Genomic DNA, 18,370 nt, shown 5'->3' with positions numbered 1-18,370 from the left:
AAGAGCTTTAATTCCGTCAATTTTTTCTTTTTTAAACCTCTTATATGTATTTATATCGTCTATTTTGTATTAAAATCGTTTTATTTACGTTTCTTTTGTTTTAGATTTTTACGTTTCAGACGTATTACTCCGGATAAAGCATAAAAAGGCATTAAAAAGCAGGCAGAGAATCCGCCTTCTGCCTGCTTTTTAAATGTTTGTTCAGTAAATCCATCTCCTCTAACACGGCCGATCGGCCGGAAATACCAGGCCCGTCTGTTCCCTCACCTGATCCATGATTTCAAGCGCCATCACCGAATACCGGTTATGTTCTCCGGCTGTTAAGCCATTTTCGATCAGCCTTGCCCATTCTTCTATTTCATATATCATATTTTTTTCATTTTTATCTACCTTGATCTCTTCTTTTTCTCCATCATTATAAACGATGTAACTATTGCATGGGTTCTGTATTGCATCTATGACTATACATCCGGCTTCTCCCTCAATCCGGCTGGGAATCTGGCTGTTTGATATTTTAGAATAGGCCAGTTCCGCCAGCATCCCTTCGTACCTGGCCAAAATGGTTCCCAAACCGTCTATTCCGTTTTCCAGCAGCACGGCTTCCCCATAAACAGATTCCGGGCGGCCGAATAATTTTACCATGGGATGAACACAGTAAACTCCGATATCCATCAGCGCACCGTTAGAAAGTTCCGGTTTAAATGCATTTTCAATCACTCCGCTCTTAAACTTATCATACCGGGAGGAATATTGGCAGTATTGAAAACTGGCCCGCCTGATTGTCCCCAGCTTTCCCAGATTCCTGGACACGGCAAGAAAACCCGGATCAAATACGGATCTCATGGCTTCTAAGAGCACAACCTGCTTTTTCTCCGCCAAGTCCAGCATGGCCTTTAACTCCCTGCTGTTGCTGGCAATCGTTTTTTCGCACAGAACGTGTTTGCCATGCTCCATCATAAGCATTGCCTGTTCACAGTGCAGGCTGTTAGGGCTGGCGATATAAACTCCGGCAATATCGTCTGAACGGGCCAGCTTCTCTAAATCCGTATAATACGTTTCTGCCCCGAATTCTTCGGCAAATGACTTTGCCCTGTCTTCGGTTCTGGAATAGGCAGCCGCATATTTCATGGCGCTGCATCCTTTTGCCGCTTCTACAAACCATTTTGTAATAAAATTCGTTCCGATTGTTGCAAAACGTATCATAATTGTTCCTCCATCGCTGATTCTTGGTTTATACTCCGATCATATCACAAATTGACGGAAAGGTCACCGGTTAACCTTTTATTTATCTGGCGTTAGTATTTAAAAATATTGCGGTTTATTTTTATAAAATAAAATGATTTTTCTGGCCAATCCGTTGTCAAAACCGGACGGTTCAGGATTCTTTTAAAGAACAAAAAAGCATACAAAGAGAAATCACATCTCTTTGTATGCTGATTCATAAACATTTTTAATTTTCCCTCGTCTCAAACGGTTCACGAAGCATATCGGAAAGCTTTTTCGCCCTTTGGGCAAATATCATCAGTTCATGCCGGTCTGTCTGGGACACCAGCTGGGGAAATGAAAGAGAATAAAATACACTCCCATTAGGGTGGTATACCGGTATGGAGACAGAACAGATCCCTTTTCTATGACGTTCCCAGTCCAGATAATAACCATTCCTCCTGATCTTTTCAACTTCTGCTTCCAGTTCCTCAAAATTTTCAAAATATGTGTCATTATCAATTAATAGCCGGTTGCTTTCGTATACTCTCCGTATCCTTTCATCCGGCAGAAAGGCCAAAATTGCCATTCCGGATGAAGTCGACATAAGGGGCGCCCTTGTACCGGGCGTGGATACCACCCGATACAGGTCATTGTGTTTAAATCTTTCCAGATAAACAAGATGGTCACCGTCTACCTGTACCAAAAGCCCGTCCCGGCTTTCTTCTTTTGTAAACTCTTCAACAATTACCTTTATCTGATCAATCGGGCTGAACACATTGAGAACCTTCATCCCCAGGCTGTAAAGAAAGATATCCAGGCAGTAAAGCTTGGTATCCGTTTCCTGTTTCACCGCCCTGCACTGCTTTAAAGTAGCCAGAATCCGCAGAACCGTGGTTTTGGTCATACCGCTTTTTTTAACCAGCTCCGTCACACTGATCTTACCTTCTTTACTGATAATCTCCAGGACCTTAAATGTTTTAATCACTGAGTTTATTACATCCTGGTGTTGGCTTTCATTGTTCATGGACCCCATTTACCTCTTTTCCGCGTCAGACATCAGAAGGTCCGTTCCGTTTCCTCCCTAGTCTCCTCCCCGCGAATAAAAGCCAATATACTGGATCCAACCGGAGGACATCCGGCACAATAGCTTTTACCGGAACCTTTGGCACATTGTCCTGCACAGTTGCCGATCAAAACCGCACATTCCCGGTTTATATCTTCTTCTGTCAGATCCTTTCCTGTCTCAAGAATAAATGTTCTGTCTGATTCCAGGCCAGGCCCATGGTCCCGTACAAACTTCATGAGGGATGCGCTGCAGGCGCTGCAGGTTCCTTTTTCTATCACTTCTATATTAGGATAATAATCACCTAATGTTGACATATCTGCGGTGAGGAATTTCTTCGCATATTTCATATAATCCGTTGGTTCCACTTCAATGTCTTCAAAGCCTGCCGTACCACAGCGCTCATGTACCAGGTTCACATGTGCAATGGCATCGTACTCCATACCCATCAGGGTAACGCCCACATAATCTGCCGCAGTCGGATCCTTACTGGCTGCAACCAGATCCAGGTTAATGGGTGTTCCCACGCTGGGACCGAAGCCTTCCATGCAGATCGTGCCGTCCAAAACGGCATAATCAGGAAGCAGGACTTCCGTCATATCTGCAATGCCATAATCCAGGCAGCGCCCTTTCTCAGGGTCCGGGCTGGGTTTATTCACCCTGTGTAAAATGGTCTTTTCCATCTTATACAGACAACCCTTCATGTTCTTGATGCTGAGTGTAGCCCCTGTGTACATATGGGTTTTTATCACTGGTATGGAAACTACCAGATCCACTTCAAACGGCAGTGAGCTGAACTTCAGCCGGTCTACCATCAGCCCTCCTGGTATCTCCTTAATGACAGGAGGCGCTTCGTCCAGATTGACACAAGTTACCTGCTCTTCTTCGCACACCTTTGAAATGCCTGCCTCTTCCATAGCCTCCCAGACATTTACCCCCCATAACGCCCCATCACCACAGAGGATCTCACCGGCTTTTTGTTCCTTGAAGAAACGGATTACACCACGCACTACCTCAGGGCTGGTGCAGAGGGCTGTAAAACCGGGGCCTTTTCGGCCTGCATTCGGTTTTAAAAGCACACGCTTTCCTTTTACGTCATCGACAAAAACACGTTTTAAAGCATCGTAGGCCATTTCCCACGGCTCATATCCATGTTTGACCGAAACCAACTTTTTTTCTATCATATCATACTCCTATCTTGCTGACAAGTTTTACAAAACACCCATCTCCCTGTAATATCTCTCAGCTCCCGGATGAAGAGGAATATCTCCGATGCCTTCCGTTGCTTTTTCAAGAGTGGCATTTTTCAAGGAACCCATTGATTTTTTCAGGGTGTCTATATTTTCCCACATCAGCTTTGTCATCTGGTATACAATCTCCTCCGGCACACTTTCATCCACAATCAGCGTAATCGGAAGGCTGGTTGTAAGGATATCCTGATCCTGTCCATCATAAGTTCCTGCTGGGATATAGGATTTGTTGTACCATGGATATTCCTGGCTCAACTGTTCAACCAGTTCCTCCGTCATCGGTACAAGGTGGCCTCCTGCTGTGGAACACATCTCACTGACTGCCGACACAGGAAGCGCAGACTGGATCCATGCTCCGTCAAGCTGTTGGTTGCGCATCAGGTCTACAGCTTCCGTAAATCCAACATACTGGCCTGAAATATCTGCCGGATAATCAAATCCCAGAGCTTCCAGATGGATTCTGGTTTCCACCTCAGGAGTGCTGCCCGCCGCTCCCGGCGCAAACCGTTTGCCTTTGATATCCTCCAATGTATTAATTCCCGATTTTTCCGTAGCCACTACCTGGTTATAATTGCTGTACAGGGAGCAGATGATCCTGGCGCCGTCATACTGATGGCCCTCAAATACATCCGTCCCCTCTTTCTGCTGGGTAATAATACTGGTAACGGCGACTCCCATCTTTGCATCGCCTTCTGACATCAGCACCAGGTTATGGACGCCGCCGTTGGAGGCTTCTGCCGAAACCTGGATCCCATCAATGTTTTCATTCCAGAGGTTGGCAAGAGTTGCCCCCAGTGAATACACTGAACCTGAAGTTCCGGCAGTCGGAAAGTTGACATAATACTTATTTTTATTGGAACTGCATCCGAAAAGACTTATTATCATTATGCAGCCGATTAATAATGCTGTTATCTTCTTCATATTTTTTCCCTCCCCGGTCAACTGCCCGAAACTGCGGGCGTATCTCCTGATCCCTTACGTCTGCGGATAATCTGAACCGCTATTACAAAAACAGCCAGTCCTATTCCTGCCACATCCGTGATAATGCGTGTGTCGATGAGACATAACGCCGCACCTATGCACATGGCTCTTTCTATGCCGCGGCTCTTTCCGATCAGCCATCCTTCCGTACCGGCTGACAAGAGCAGAATTCCAATGGCAGCGCCGCCAATTGCGCTTATCACCGCCAATGTTCCTGTGCCTTTAGGCGCACACCCGATTAACAGAACCGGATTGATCAGGAAGAAAAATGGCAGAAGGAAACCGGATAAACCCACACGCACGGCCAACCAGCCGGTCTTATTCTGATCAGAACCCGCAATACCTGATGCCACATATGCAGAAATTGCAACAGGAGGCGTAATATTGGAGAGGGATGCATAAAACAAACAGAATAAATGAGCCGGAAGCAGCGGGCAGCCAACTTTTACCATAACAGGAACTGCTACTGCGGTTACAATAACATAAGCTGCGATGCCGGGAACTCCCATACCTAAAATGGTGCTCATAATAGCAACCATAACCGCGCACTTCAATAATTCGCCAGGCCCCACCACCTTTAGCATTAAGAAGCCAAACTTCAGGCCCAGGCCCGTTAAGGAGGTCACGCCCACAACGATTCCAATGATAAGGCAGCAAACTCCAACGCTGATCGCTCCCCGAACGCCCTCCTCACAAGCTGCCACAATTTTTGACCATCCCATTCTAGTTTCTTTGCGCAGCCAGGAAAAAGCAATCGTTACAAAGATAGATACCACACAGGCAAATAACGGAGTATAGCCTGCAATCATAAATCCCAAAAGAGAAATGAGAGGAGCCGCCAAATGTCCGTCTTTTTTCAGCACCTCCATGGCCGCCGGTAAATTATCTTTTGAAATACCGGAAAGACCGGAACGTTTGGCCTGAAAATGAACTGCCATCAGCATTCCAAAGTAATACAGGGCTGCGGGTATAATGGCTGCCAGCAAAACAACGGAATAAGAAACACCAAGAAATTCCGCCATGAGGAACGCAACCGCTCCCATAACAGGGGGACAAAACTGCCCGCCTGTTGCCGCCGCAGCCACAACCGCTCCTGAATACTCCTTTGTATATCCCGCTTTTTTCATCATGGGGATAGCGATACTCCCAGTTGTCGCTACTATAGCAGTTGCGGAACCATTAATCATCCCCATCAAAGCATTTCCAATAATGGCAACCTTAGCCGCTCCACCCACAGAACGCCCAACTAAGGCCATGGAAATGTTATTGATGAAGTTGGTAAAACCGCTCTGGCTTAAAAATGCGCCAAATAAAACAAATACAAATATATATGTTGCAGATACGCCAATGCCGGTTCCGAAAAGCCCCTGGCTTCCCCAGAACAAATGGCCTACAAGACGTTTTAAAGAAAATCCTGCATGCCCCAGGCTGCCGCCAATATATTTACCCACTATTGTATAGGCCAGAAATATAATTGCCAGCCACATAAGCCCTCCGGCAGCTCTCTTGGCTGCCAAAAAAACCAGAATTATGGCTATGAGGCCGATGATTGTTTCTGTCTTTGTTACAAATCCACCATTTAATGAAATCCTGGAATAATTAAATATGAAGTATAAAAAGGTACATGCTGATGCCGCCAGCAGTATAAGATCCAATATGGTTGGCATCGTCCGTTTTCTGTTCTGGGATTTATATCCCGGATACAACAGAAAACAGAATGTCAAAAGGAATAAAGCATGCCATGCCCGGAAAGTTATGGCCTCCATGGTTCCGATCGTATTGTAATACAACTGAAATACCACCCATATAAGGGACAGGCCTGTTATCAAGACCTTTACAATGCCCTGATAGGAACATAAACGGCTTTCATTGTCAACCTCCTCCATAATTTGCTGGGTTTTAGCTCTCGCCTCCTCCTGTGCTGCCAGATCCTCAACACTCTCTGCCCTGTTTCTTTCCCCTGCCGCAGATCCAGTGTTATCCAGTGTAACCGGGTTCCCTCTTTTGTTTTCTTTTAACACAGCCTTGCTCCTTTCCTTCATGGATACGATGGGTGCCTTTTAAGTCCGCTATACGGACTTTAATTACGTAATTCGGACTTCTATATTCTCTTTATAACATAGACGTAATAGCGTGTCAACATTTTTGTTTATTTTTGTTTATCAGCTCAATATTTTATGTATTTATTTGTGCATTTTTACTTTTATATCTTAATACAAGAACAGACCGGGAGTTCTGCATTTATATTTGCCGAACTCCCGGTCTGCTTTCTCTTTATCAAATTAATTTTAATATTTCAAACCAAAAAAATTCTCTGGACCTCTCTTTTGTATGAACTAAAGTCCTATGCTGTTTTAGGCACCATAAATCTGACAATACAGTTGACGCCCGGAATCGGGTACTGGACGACTCCATTTTCCCCCACAACAACGGTGACTGCTGATACATTTCCTGCCGCATCGGTGATCAGCGCTTTCACTTCCTGGCCTGGTGTAAAACTGGTCTGTTCCACCTGTGTCTGGGGAACTGTGCCGTTCACGCCCGGCGTCACTTCGTAAGCCACTGCCGCGCCAATCTGCTGGTACTGGTTTAAATCTATCTCCACCTTATCGTTATATGCTGCGGCAATCGTCTGGGCTCCGCTTTGGATTGCCTGTTCTGTTGAAATAACAGTGGCTGCAAATCCTTCCAGTTCCACAGCGCCTGATTTCTGCGCCACCTTGGTTCCATCCGCGTATACAACGGCATTCTGCGTTACTGTAACTCCCTGCACCGTAATGGTGGTCTGCTGTACGGTAGCTCCCTGCACCTGGGATGCCAGAAGTGATCTGGTGGAGCCGTCTGCGCCCACCGCAATCGTGGCGATTTCAGCTTTCTGTCCTTCCGCCATGGTAACTGCCGCAGTTTCTTTTACGGAAACAATGGTATTGTTGTTTAAGCTTCCCGCGCCGGTCAGGGTCAAATCCGCCGCTACGGTGACTTCGCCATGTTGTACGGTTACGCTTTGATCCGCGCCTACCGATATGGATACAGGAGACGTGTTTCCGGCAGTTCCTGCATTGGTATCTGCATTCGCGGCAGGGCCGGCGTTCACTCCCGTATTAGCGCCGATACTGCTTCCGGTACTGCTGCTGTTGCCGGTACTGCTGCCAGATCCGCTGTAGTAATCGTCGCCGTCATCGCTGTCGCTGTCACTTTCGCTATACAGGGCTTCCCATTTGGCATACAGGGTGATGTCTCCATAACTCTTGGCCGGAATCTGGGTAATTCTGTTTGTAAAGTTTTCATCCGTATACCATCCGCTAAACCGGTAACCGGGCCTTGAGGAATCAGCTAAAATGATGGTGTCCATAGCGCCGTTGTAGGCAGCCGGATTTCCGCTGTTGGTCCCTCCGCCCAGCACATAAGAAATCCGGTAGTTAATCAATGCTCCATGTCCATCTTTATCAAAACGATAGTAAACTCCGTCTACCGGGAAATCACTGTTCTTAACCAGATAACCGTCCGCATTTACCCACATATCGCTGATCCAGACGTTTGCGGCCTGAACTGCGTCATCCGGGGTTTCATCACTGCCGATCAGATAGCAGTAGGTTCCATTGGCCCGCTCCTCGAAGCAGAAATATTTCCTGCCTTCGACTTTTTCACCGATTCCCGCAACCTTGCCGTCTGCTCCGGAATATTTTGTCACAATCGTGCCGTCTACCAGCTCATCCTTAAAGAATGTATTTGAAATATCTGTCCAGTAACCTTCTGCGTCAAACCGGCCGTAAAATCCGCCTGTCACTTTTGTAGTATTGACCTGCATGTAGCCTTTTCCGTTCACATACCGGAAGCCCCTGGCATCATTAATCCAACGGCGGATTGCCATCTTACCGTCTTCTGCCATATAAAAGGTGTGGACACCATCTGAAACAAATTGGCTGGTCAGTTTTCTGCCGTCTGCTCCTACATAGTAAGTTCCAGTTTCATCTGCTACAAACTGATTCGTTACTTTCTTTCCGTCATCCCCAAAATAGAAGGTATCATTTCCGTATGTGGCGAACTGTTTTGTCACCTTTTTACCGTCCGCGCCCACATAATAGGTATCCGAACCCTCGGTTACAAAACGGCTGACCGCTTTCTTTCCGTCTGATCCAAAATAGAATGTGTCTTCTCCATAAGTGGCAAACTGGCTGGTTACGATCCGGCCTTCTTCATCCACGCAGTAGGTATCCGTTCCATCTGTCACAAACTGGCTGGTTACCTTTCTTCCGTCTGCACCCATATAATAGGTTCCGGTGGAATCCGTTACAAGCCTGTTGAACGCCTGCTTTCCGTCCGCGCCAAAATAGAAGGTATCGTCTCCAACCTCTACGAACTGGCTGGTCACCTTTTTGCCGTCCGCATCAACATAGTAGGTATCGGTTCCAACCGTAATCAGCTCATCCGCTAAGATTTCCCCGTCTTCGCCTACATAGTAGGTTCCCGTGGAATCCGTTACAAACTGATTCAGCACTTTCTTTCCTTCAGCGCCAAAATAATAAGTTTTTCCTTCATAAGTGGCAAACTGGTTAGTGGCCATCCTGCCGTCGTCTCCTACGCAGTAAGTGTCTGTTCCGACAGTGATGAACTGGCTGTATAACATCTTTCCGTCTGTTCCCATATAGTAAGATCCGGTTTCATCTTTCGCGAACTGGTTCATTACCTTCAGACCGTCGGTTCCTACATAATAGGTTCCGGTTTCATCAGTCACAAAGCTGCTTACCACTTTCTTTCCATCGTCGCCGAAATAGTAAGTCTTTCCGTCATAGGTGGCAAACCGGCTGGTCACTTGTCTGCCGTCCGCATCAACATAATAGGTATCTGTCCCAACTGTTATGAACTGGCCGGTCAGTTTTGTTCCATCCGCTCCCACATAGTAGGTTCCGGTTTCATCGGTTACAAACTGATTCAGCGCCTTCTTTCCGTCCGCTCCAAAGTAAAATGTACCTGCTTCGGAAGTGACAAACTGGCTGGTCACCACTTTGCCGGTCTCATCCACATAATAGTCGCCATTTTTATTTTCGTCACCAGTAACCGTTACGATCTGGCTGGTCAGCTTTTTCCCTTCTGTTCCTACATAATAGGTTCCGGTTTCATCGGTTACAAGGCTGTTCACCACTTGCTTCCCATCAGCGCCAAAGTAGAACGTGTCTCCTCCAACTGTTGCAAATTGACTGGTTACCATTTTACCCCCTGCGTCGACATAATATAGGCTGCCCTCAAATGTAACAAACTGGTTGGCTGCCATTATTCCGTCTGTGCCAAAATAGTAGTACTGTCCATTTACCGGAAGTAATTTTTCAGTAACCTTTTGTCCGCTTTCACCGATATAATATCTGTTACTTTGATAAATGATCATTTCATTGAATACCTTTGCACCATCAGATCCGACATAGTATTCTTTCCCGTCAGAGCCGGTAACGAATTCATCGACGATCAGACTGCTGTGACCGTTGGCATCAAAATCATAGTATTTGTCATCAATTTCCTGGCAATCTTTGTTGATCGTCAGAGTACCCTTTTCGTTAACATATAAATCTTCGATCCATCTACTGCTTACCTTCTGCTCATCGCTTAAACTATCCGCTTCACCCGGAACTAAATAACAATCCCAGTTTTCAAGCGTAAAACAGTATAAGGAAGTATGTCTCTTAGTGCCTTCTCCGCCAGTTCCGCATACTCTTCCCTCAGCGCCGCTGTACTTTTTAACCGTGGTTCCCCCTACAGTGCTTTCAAAGAATACATGTTCGATCGCTGTCCAGTAACCCTCTTTATCAAAATGACCATAAAATCCGCCTGCTTCTTTATCTTCATCGATGACCATATGGCCCTTACCATTTACATAGCGGAACTTACCGTTAATCTCTATCCATTTGCGGAATGCCTGTTTACCGTCTGTATCGATATAAATGGTATCTCCCTCATAAGATACAAACTCACCCTTAACCTGAGCTCCGTCTTCACCTACATAGATTTTATTTTCTCCCTCGCCGATAAAGGTATTAGTAATCAATGTGCTATTGCCTACTTCATTAAAAGTGTAGTATTTGCCCTCAATCTCTATCTTCTCTTCATTTGAACCGGTTATCACATGTCCAAGATCATCTGTGCGAAGGTCTTCAATCCATGTATTGGCTATGGGTTTATCATCTAAAACCGTCTTTCTGTCTTTATCAAGCAGATAACAGGTCTTTACTCCCCCTTCTTCCTTAAAGCAGTATTGCTGAGTATGCCTTTTGCCATCTGCTCCGCCAATTCCTTCAATTCTTCCGCCTTTTCCCACATACTGTATTATGAAAACACCTTTTGTAAGCTTTGTTTCATGAAAACCGGGATCGGCAGGTGCCCAGTAACCATATTCATCAAAATCTCCCAAAAAACCGCCGGTTACAGCATTCTTTTCATTAAAAAGTATTTCTCCGTCACCGTTGGCATATCGGAAAGAATCTCCCTCTTCCAGCCACTGCTTTGCCACTACCTTGCCATCTGCATCTAAATAGCGGATAATGGATCCTTTTTCAACCTGCTGTGTCTCTATATACTGATTGGTGATTTTCTCTCCCTTTTCACCTGATTCATTTTTCAGATAATAATAACCACCATCCTGTATAATATCCCCAAATAAAATATACCAATAACCGTTGTCGATTATTTCCGCTAATGTTGCCGCCCTCTGCTGAGGCTCAGTCGGCTGGATTGCGTTCTGCTGTTTATCATCAATGATCTCCGGCTGTTTTTCAGCATTAGAAACGTCCTTATCATTTGCCTTATTCTCATCAGACTTTTCTGCATCATCAGCAGAACCGTTTCCATCGGTTTCTCCATCCCCTTTTGATTCGTCGGTTTCTTCTGATTTTCCATCTTCTACACTTTCGCCGGTTTCTTCGCTTTCGCCAGTTCCACCGGTTTCTCCCGTTTCACCAGTTCCCCCGTTTTCGCCAGCTTCATCGGTTTCTCCCGTTTGGCCGCTTCCTCCAGTTTCACCGCTTCCTCCAGTTTCCTCGTTTCCTCCAGTTTCACCGCTTCCTCCAGTTTCACCGCTTCCTCCGGTTTCTCCGCTTCCTCCAGTTTCACCGCTTCCTCCAGTTTCACCGCTTCCTCCAGTTTCGCCGTTTCCTCCAGTTTCACCGCTTCCTCCGGTTTCTCCGCTTTCATCGCTGTTTCCGCCGCTTTCACCGTTTCCTCCAGTTTCACCGCTTCCTCCGGTTTCTCCGCTTTCATCAGTTTCACCGCTTCCTCCGGTTTCATCGGTTTTCCCGCTTTCCCCCGATTCTCCGGCTTCGCTGTTTTCTTTGGATTCACCATTCTCTTCTGTGTTTTCCGCCGCCGCACCTTCAGCGCCCTCGTAATTGTCTGTAAAATCCCTGATCTCTGTTGTTTCAGCATATGCGGATATTACAGACACATTTCCTGCTGCTGTACCAAACGTCATCATGAAAGCGGATGCCATGGCAATCGCTTTTTTGGTAGTCCCCTTTACAAGTTTCAATCTTCGCATTCCGATCCTCCTGTCCCATCAATCCATTTGGCGTATTCATGCCTTACGCCAATGAAAATGATCTGTTTATTTCTCTCGACAAGCATAGAATATCAAATGATCTGGAATTTTTTTGAAACTCGTTTCCGGTGTAACCGGACCCACTCCCCTCCCTCTCAGCCATCCATAATATATCATTAAAACACAAAAAATGGAGCCAAACCATAAACTCTGAGGTTCAGCGCCATCTTCTATCACTCACTTCATATTTTATAATTTCAAATACCATGGCGGGGCGAATGTCACGTCCTGCCCGTTAAAAATCAGCGCGGCCGTCCCGTTTTCCAGGCTGATCTGAACATTGTAATCCGGCATTCTGATATACCATTTATTTTCCCCTTCAAGCCTCCATGCATCCTGTCCCAAATCCTTTACCACCCCGATATACCAGTCGATATCCTCTTCCGCAAGCTCTGTTATCTGAATATACATCCCATAGGCTTCGTCCTCCAGAACATCTCCCGATTCCGGATACCGGATGCTGCCGTCAGGGTTTAAAACAAAGCTCAAATATCCGGCAGTCTGGGGATCATACCATTCAGGCATCGGCAGAAGCTCAGGCGTATTTTTCATAATAAATGCGGAGGACAACAGTTTTTCCGCATCCTTATTCTCAATAATCTGATTCATGGTATACAACTCCGCCTCTAAGCCGGAGGTCAGATCGGACTGCTTTAAAATGACAGCGTCAAGGCCGTCTAAATACGCATCTCCGGCATCCATCAGGTCCTTCTCATTGCCGATCCAGTCTCTATACCCTCTGCAGAGCGCCGGATATTTCTCCGGCATGGCGGTCCAGTAATCCTGCGCCAGCCTTTCATCCTCCAATGAGAGAAGCATATAATTGACCGTTGCGCATTCATATTCACTCATGCACTGTATATATTCTCTATTTATAGAAATCTGCTTGTTCAGAAGATCCACCCGCCTGGAATAGAATATATGCGTTTCCAGATATTCCAGTATGAATTCACGAATCAGCCTGTGAGCTTCTTCCTGGCTTTCCTGAATTGACTTGGCTTTATCCGTTTGATAAGCGATATCAATGCCGGCATCCGCCAATATAAGGTACTCTTCCTCCGTTAAATCTTCTTCTGTCATGGCCAGTTCCGAAAGATAATGTGCCGATGCGATACAAGCGGTTCTGGCTTTTGCAAGGTCGTTCCAGTCCCCGCTGTTCACATAATGTTCCACGTAATCAAAAGCCCATAACTGGCTGGCATATATCTTATCAAGCAACTGAAGGTAGTCTGACCACATGTCCAGAAGATGTTTAACCGCCGCGTTTTTTTCCGGTGAATCAATGGTGAGAATCTCCGTCTCTGTTGTCTCAGTTTCCGCAGTTCGGGCTGTTTGAGCGGTTTCCATGGATTCCGTCTGTTTCAGGCTTTCAGCCGTCCTGTTTCCGGATACACATCCGTTCAGTCCCAAAACCAAAACCGACGCCAATAAAGCCGGCATTATTTTTGCCGTAAAAGTTTTCTTCATATTCCGTTTTCTCCTGTACTTCCGGCTAAATTGACAGCGGCGTTTTTCAGGAATAAACGCCACGCCGCCGACTGGTTTGCTCTGTAAACTTCTAAGTTGTTTTCAATATCATCAGCTTCCGACGCAGCCGTAATTTCATTCTGCCTCGGATACAGGGCGATATTCTTCATATAAAAATGATAATTATCAGCTTCCGCTTCTGATGGACTGTTTTTCATAGCGGATAATTCCGGTTCCAGCAGTAACCAATAGTATTTTCCGGCTATATAGGCATCACACTCTACAGCTTTTCTAAAATCGGCCACATAGTCTTCTCCAAACTCATCCCATAAATCCTGATCCTGCTTCAGCCGTTCCAGAATTTCAACGTATTTCAGATAATCATCCGCCCGGTCCGCAGGGAGGGAGGTCAGAGACTTATAGATTTCCGTATTCAAGGACAGTTCAGACCAAGGCATAATCCGGCCGCTGACCAGCAGTTTATCTAAAAGCGAAGCCGCAAACGCCTTCTGATCTGCCGGTTCCTCTCTCAAATCCTTTTTGCAGCGGCGCAGCTTTGTATTGTAGTCAATATCATCAACACGCTCCTGCTCAAGGCAGTCCAAAAGATTCACTACATTATCATATTGGGCGGCGGCATCCACATATGCGGCAAATGCCGTATCGAATACATTTTGTGAAAGGTCCATATCATAATACGCCTTTACATCTGCGGTAACCAAAATTGATCGGTCCCGTAAATAAACGCCCTGGCAGAAAGCGGTCATCAAAACCAGAAACAGGGCTGCTCCGATGCCGCCGCGTATTCTTCTGCGCCGTAAAAATTTATGATTGAAGTCCTGCCTTATGCCGATCAGGTACTCTTCAATCAACCGGTGGACAATCCTGTAATTTCCTTCTTCATCCCTGATGATCAGCCCCAGCCGTCTCCAAAGGATGTTGTGAACCATCTGTCCGTACCATGCTTCTGCATTCCGGGTCTCTCCCTGAATGTCTGACAAATGCCCGATCCATTGGGGAAATACGGCTGTCATATCCTGAGTTGACAGTCTCCGGAAACATTTTTCAATTACCGGAAGAAGTTCCCGGTTGGAAGCCGCCGCTTCCCTGGCATGCAGAAAGCTGGCCATCTCCGGAAGAACATAGTGCAATGCCGCGTCCACCCGCCAGCGCTCAGAGGAATCTTCCGGATATTTTTTCATCTCCTTATCCAGAAGGGAGGAAAGGTAACTGGTAAGAAGCTGTTCCTGGGTATCTATAAACAGCTGTTTTTTCCCTTCTAATGCGGTCTTAACAAAAATGGACAGCATCATCGGGGTGCGGAGCAGCTGAAACAGTTCATGGTTATCAGGAGGCAGAATGCCGTTTTCTGAAAGAACAGCGGTCACTTCCTCCTCTTCTAACTGCCTCAGCGTTATTTTAGGAAAAGGCAGGGCCGCGATCTCACTGCGGCTGGTCAATAGAATCCGCACCCCTGCCATAGCTGACAGTTCTGTGATTTCCTTCATGAGCAGGGTGAGATCACCTGACGCTTCATTTAACCCGTCTAAAAGGATCAGAAGTTTGGGGCGTTCTCCCCATTTCGTATACAGCGGAGAAGACAGCAGGCGGATCAAATCGTGCCTGGCGGTTTCAATGCAGTCTGTTTCCGGCTTAAACCTGAGATTTTCCAGCAGTTTATTCTTGATGAACTCGCTGCCGCCGTTGTTCCATCCGTACAGGGAAATATAAGCGAAAGCCGGTTCACAGGCTGAATACACAGTTCTCTGCCGGTATGCATTTCTTAACAGGGCGGTGGTTTTTCCCATGCCTGCCCCACCCAGCATCATGACGGATTGTCCCCCTGACGCGGCCAGCTGCCTAAACAGTTCCGTGAGCGTAACCGCAGTACCGTCCGCCCGCACACCGGCCAGAGGATAGATTTTTTCATCTTCCCTTACATATTCCAGGGCCGGATTGGCTTTAATGGTGTGCAGCACATTAATCCGCCCGGTTTCCCAAAGGGCCCAATGGGTAATCCCCTTTCCATTGATCCGGTCCAGAAGCTCTTCCAGATCCTGCCGCATGTCTGCCGCAGTATTATATCTCCGGCTCCTGACCGATGACAATCCCTGCCTCAATACCTGTCTCACCATGCTAAGAACCGTATCCGGCATCCCATCTAAACATTTTGCTCCCGACAGATCGGGGACAACTGCCCGAACCACCTGCATGGCCGACAGCTCCCTCCCGGAAATGCAGCGGTAAAATACGGCGGTCAGCGCATAGAGATCTGAAGTATAACCGATGGAATCAACCCGTTTCATGCGGATCTCCGGGGCCGTATAACCTTCCCTGGCGCTGTTGCAGGCGGAATCCCCATTCCGGATTTCTTCCAATGTATGGACACTGTTATAATCAATCAGGCTGACCCGTTCCTTTTTCCCTTCTCCGATCAGCAGTATATTTTCCGGGCTGATGTCCAGATGCAGATAGCCGGATTCATGGAATACTTCCAAAACATCCAGCGCCCCAAGCATCCTTCTGATGTGGACAGACAGCAAAATCCGTTCCGCTCCGGGCGCATTTAACTCCTTATCCAAGCTTCTGCCGCCGGAAAATCCCAAAACAGAATACAGCGTATTATGGAGGGAAAATGTATTGATATTAAAATCGATATCTCCCGGATGATCTCTAAGCAGCCGGATATGTATTTCATTGGCCCTGACAAATCCGGCCCGTTGAAGCCGCATGGTTTCCGCCGCACCCACGTCAAAACAAATCTCATTCTCTTCATTCCTGTAAATCGCCCCTCTCGGATGATGGGGAAACAGTTCTTTAATCAGTACACGGTGGCGCAGGTCCGGCTGCTGGTGATCCGGGTAAGAACCGAGATAGACGACTGCATTTGATCCCTTTCCGGCCAGCGACTCAATTGTGCATAACATTCCGGGAAAAGGCAGGATTGTTCCTTTTTTTAATACACTTCTTCTGTCCATATCTCTCTCCATTTAATCATGGTTTCTCAATTCGCAGTTTTACTGTACCATATCCATGAAAATGGACTTGAAATTATTTTCCTTATTCTTCCAGCCTCTCTCCGAACATTTCTTTGAAAATTCCCCGCATCCGTATGTCGATATCAAAGATATCATCCACACAGATACAGTATAAAATCAGCCAGTCAAATGGAGACCGGGGGTCCAGCATGGCAAAACCGCAAAGGGACAGCATGTCATTGAGACGGGTATAAATATCCTCAAACACCTCATCCTCAGTCAGCTCGTCGTCCCAGTCATCATAGACATAATAATCATGGCCCACCTCGTCTTTATATGCCTTTTCCAGTTCCTCCGATTCCCTCCCCCAGTCTTTCCCCTGGTCGGTTGCGATAAACAACAGGATCAGAACCCTCCGGGTTACATCAATTTTCCTGGATTTCATCTTGGAAAGGGTGCTTTCATCCGGCCAGCTCTTGCTGATATTTTCCTGGACTTTTGTAAATACAAGTTTTTCTTCCGATAGCTCCTGAACCTGATCCCGGCCCCGGCTTTTTCTCTTTTCCGTCCGTTTGCCTGCCCGCTCCATGGCATAAATAACATTTTTTTCGAAAAGATATTCTCTGAGGATGTCACGCATGGTTAAATGTTCATCATCAAACCCGCCTCCCCTCAATTCAGCCTCATCCATCCGGGGGCTCTCTAACATCTCCAACCGGCTCATGAACTCCTGGTATGCGTTATTGTGATACCGCCCAAGGCGTCCCACGGAATGTTCCAGGTAGTCCGCCAGTTCTTCTTTTGTCTGAAGGGCGGAAACTTCCGAGCGGATAATTGGTGTAAAACTATTTTCAGAAAGTTCGCTGCTGTCTTTGATCTTTGACAGGATTTCCTTCATCTGATCATTCAACCTCACCGCTTCCGGGTATGTTATGCCGTGCTGAAGGGCAAATATGTACACAATCTCATCGGGATTGCGATAATGCAGGGCTTCTTCTGAAACCATGGTCACCAATTGGTCTGCCTCTCCTATGGAAAGCTTCAGGATAAAACATACCTCTATCGCTGCCTGCTTATCGATAGAACGGTCGTTGCCGTTACTCAGCCAGCCTCTCACCCGTCTCTCCACAGAATCCTTTTTCCGGGCCGGATCATTCTCCAGCAGGCCCTCCACCAGCACTTTCTGCAGATCCCGCCCGCCTCCGAATTTCTCCAGTTTTTCTCTCAGGGTGCGGGTTTTAACTTCCTTCTCAAGATATTCCACAGCGTCCCGGATGGTCAAAAGGCTGGCGGCCGCGTTATCATAAAAGCTTTTTGATATTGATGTTTTCTCCAACTGCATACCTGCCACCTCATCCGTTAAATATAGTCCCGATATCCATCTTCTGCTATTTTAACAGATATTCACGAAATATTCACCATAAATCATCAAATTGGGATTTATGGGAGAAAGTTACGCAGGAAAGCGGGAGGAGGGGACGGACTGGCTGTTTGGATGGGGGCGGGCCCAGGGGAATCCTTCGGGGATGAAAACCAGCTTCCAACCGTAAGTGAAACTAAGGCTCCAGGGACAGAAAAAGACGGTCCGATGCCCATTCACGGTAAACTCTTTATGGGACTTTACCGTTCAGTGGGCATCTCAGAAACTGATTCGGTTTTCAGTTTCTGCCCGTCTATTTCTATCCCTGGAACCTAAGTTTCACTAACGGTTTCCAGATGGCTTTCATCCCCGAAGGATTCCCCTGGGCCCGCCCCCATCCAAACAGCCAGTCCGTCCCCTCCTCCCGCTTTCCTGCTGGTGTTCTCTGGCTAAAGTAATTAAAAGCAAATTTAACATAAAGGG

The 18,370-nt window shown here is 46.7% G+C and carries 10 protein-coding genes; 1 reads left to right on the top strand and 9 read right to left on the bottom strand.

The window, feature by feature from the left end:
• Positions 1-219: 219 nt before the first annotated feature.
• The 9 genes from GPL15_RS24770 to GPL15_RS24730 form a co-directional block, all read right to left on the bottom strand.
• Positions 220-1,203 carry a Gfo/Idh/MocA family oxidoreductase gene (locus GPL15_RS24770; RefSeq protein WP_215701354.1) on the bottom strand — a complete coding sequence of 328 codons (984 nt, stop codon included), beginning with the start codon at positions 1,201-1,203 and terminating at the stop codon, positions 220-222.
• A 247-nt stretch (positions 1,204-1,450) separates the two neighbouring features.
• Entirely contained in the window at positions 1,451-2,191 is a 741-nt protein-coding gene (locus GPL15_RS24765) for an IclR family transcriptional regulator (RefSeq protein WP_215701353.1), read from the bottom strand.
• A gap of 71 nt (positions 2,192-2,262) precedes the next feature.
• Complete coding sequence (locus tag GPL15_RS24760) at positions 2,263-3,453, bottom strand: DUF362 domain-containing protein (RefSeq protein WP_215701352.1); 1,191 nt, start codon at positions 3,451-3,453, stop codon at positions 2,263-2,265.
• 27 nt (positions 3,454-3,480) lie between these two features.
• Positions 3,481-4,440 carry a TAXI family TRAP transporter solute-binding subunit gene (locus GPL15_RS24755; protein ID WP_215701351.1) on the bottom strand — a complete coding sequence of 320 codons (960 nt, stop codon included), beginning with the start codon at positions 4,438-4,440 and terminating at the stop codon, positions 3,481-3,483.
• A 17-nt stretch (positions 4,441-4,457) separates the two neighbouring features.
• Positions 4,458-6,521: a TRAP transporter fused permease subunit gene (locus GPL15_RS24750; RefSeq protein WP_215701350.1), complete on the bottom strand. Its 2,064-nt coding sequence runs from the start codon at positions 6,519-6,521 to the stop codon at positions 4,458-4,460.
• Positions 6,522-6,844: 323 nt separating this feature from the next.
• Positions 6,845-12,022 (bottom strand): InlB B-repeat-containing protein, encoded by a 5,178-nt coding sequence (locus GPL15_RS24745; RefSeq protein WP_215701349.1) that lies wholly within the window; start codon positions 12,020-12,022, stop codon positions 6,845-6,847.
• Between the two features lie 249 nt (positions 12,023-12,271).
• On the bottom strand, positions 12,272-13,549 hold the full coding sequence (locus GPL15_RS24740) for a hypothetical protein (RefSeq protein WP_215701348.1): 1,278 nt from the start codon (positions 13,547-13,549) through the stop codon (positions 12,272-12,274).
• The gene (locus GPL15_RS24735; protein WP_215701347.1) at positions 13,546-16,527 is read right to left on the bottom strand and encodes a hypothetical protein; all 2,982 of its coding nucleotides are present in this window, start codon (positions 16,525-16,527) and stop codon (positions 13,546-13,548) included. The genes GPL15_RS24740 and GPL15_RS24735 overlap by 4 nt, the downstream gene beginning before the upstream one ends.
• An 82-nt stretch (positions 16,528-16,609) precedes the next feature.
• On the bottom strand, positions 16,610-17,869 hold the full coding sequence (locus GPL15_RS24730; protein ID WP_215701346.1) for a hypothetical protein: 1,260 nt from the start codon (positions 17,867-17,869) through the stop codon (positions 16,610-16,612).
• Between the two features lie 153 nt (positions 17,870-18,022).
• Between GPL15_RS24730 and GPL15_RS24725 the strand changes: the two genes are divergently transcribed.
• Complete coding sequence (locus GPL15_RS24725) at positions 18,023-18,223, top strand: hypothetical protein (protein WP_215701345.1); 201 nt, start codon at positions 18,023-18,025, stop codon at positions 18,221-18,223.
• The last annotated feature ends 147 nt before the right edge of the window (positions 18,224-18,370 follow it).

Origin of the sequence: Clostridium sp. MCC353, from assembly GCF_018785315.1 — a bacterium.
Taxonomy (GTDB): Bacteria; Bacillota; Clostridia; order Lachnospirales; family Lachnospiraceae; genus CHH4-2.
This window is presented reverse-complemented; position numbering and strand designations above follow the sequence as displayed.

Coding starts and splice junctions, on each gene's coding strand:
- GPL15_RS24770 (WP_215701354.1), bottom strand. CDS start 1,203: ATGATACGTTTTGCAACAATCGGAACGAATTTTATTACAAAATGGTTT.
- GPL15_RS24760 (WP_215701352.1), bottom strand. CDS start 3,453: ATGATAGAAAAAAAGTTGGTTTCGGTCAAACATGGATATGAGCCGTGG.
- GPL15_RS24755 (WP_215701351.1), bottom strand. CDS start 4,440: ATGAAGAAGATAACAGCATTATTAATCGGCTGCATAATGATAATAAGT.
- GPL15_RS24745 (WP_215701349.1), bottom strand. CDS start 12,022: ATGCGAAGATTGAAACTTGTAAAGGGGACTACCAAAAAAGCGATTGCC.
- GPL15_RS24740 (WP_215701348.1), bottom strand. CDS start 13,549: ATGAAGAAAACTTTTACGGCAAAAATAATGCCGGCTTTATTGGCGTCG.
- GPL15_RS24735 (WP_215701347.1), bottom strand. CDS start 16,527: ATGGACAGAAGAAGTGTATTAAAAAAAGGAACAATCCTGCCTTTTCCC.
- GPL15_RS24730 (WP_215701346.1), bottom strand. CDS start 17,869: ATGCAGTTGGAGAAAACATCAATATCAAAAAGCTTTTATGATAACGCG.
- GPL15_RS24725 (WP_215701345.1), top strand. CDS start 18,023: ATGGGGGCGGGCCCAGGGGAATCCTTCGGGGATGAAAACCAGCTTCCA.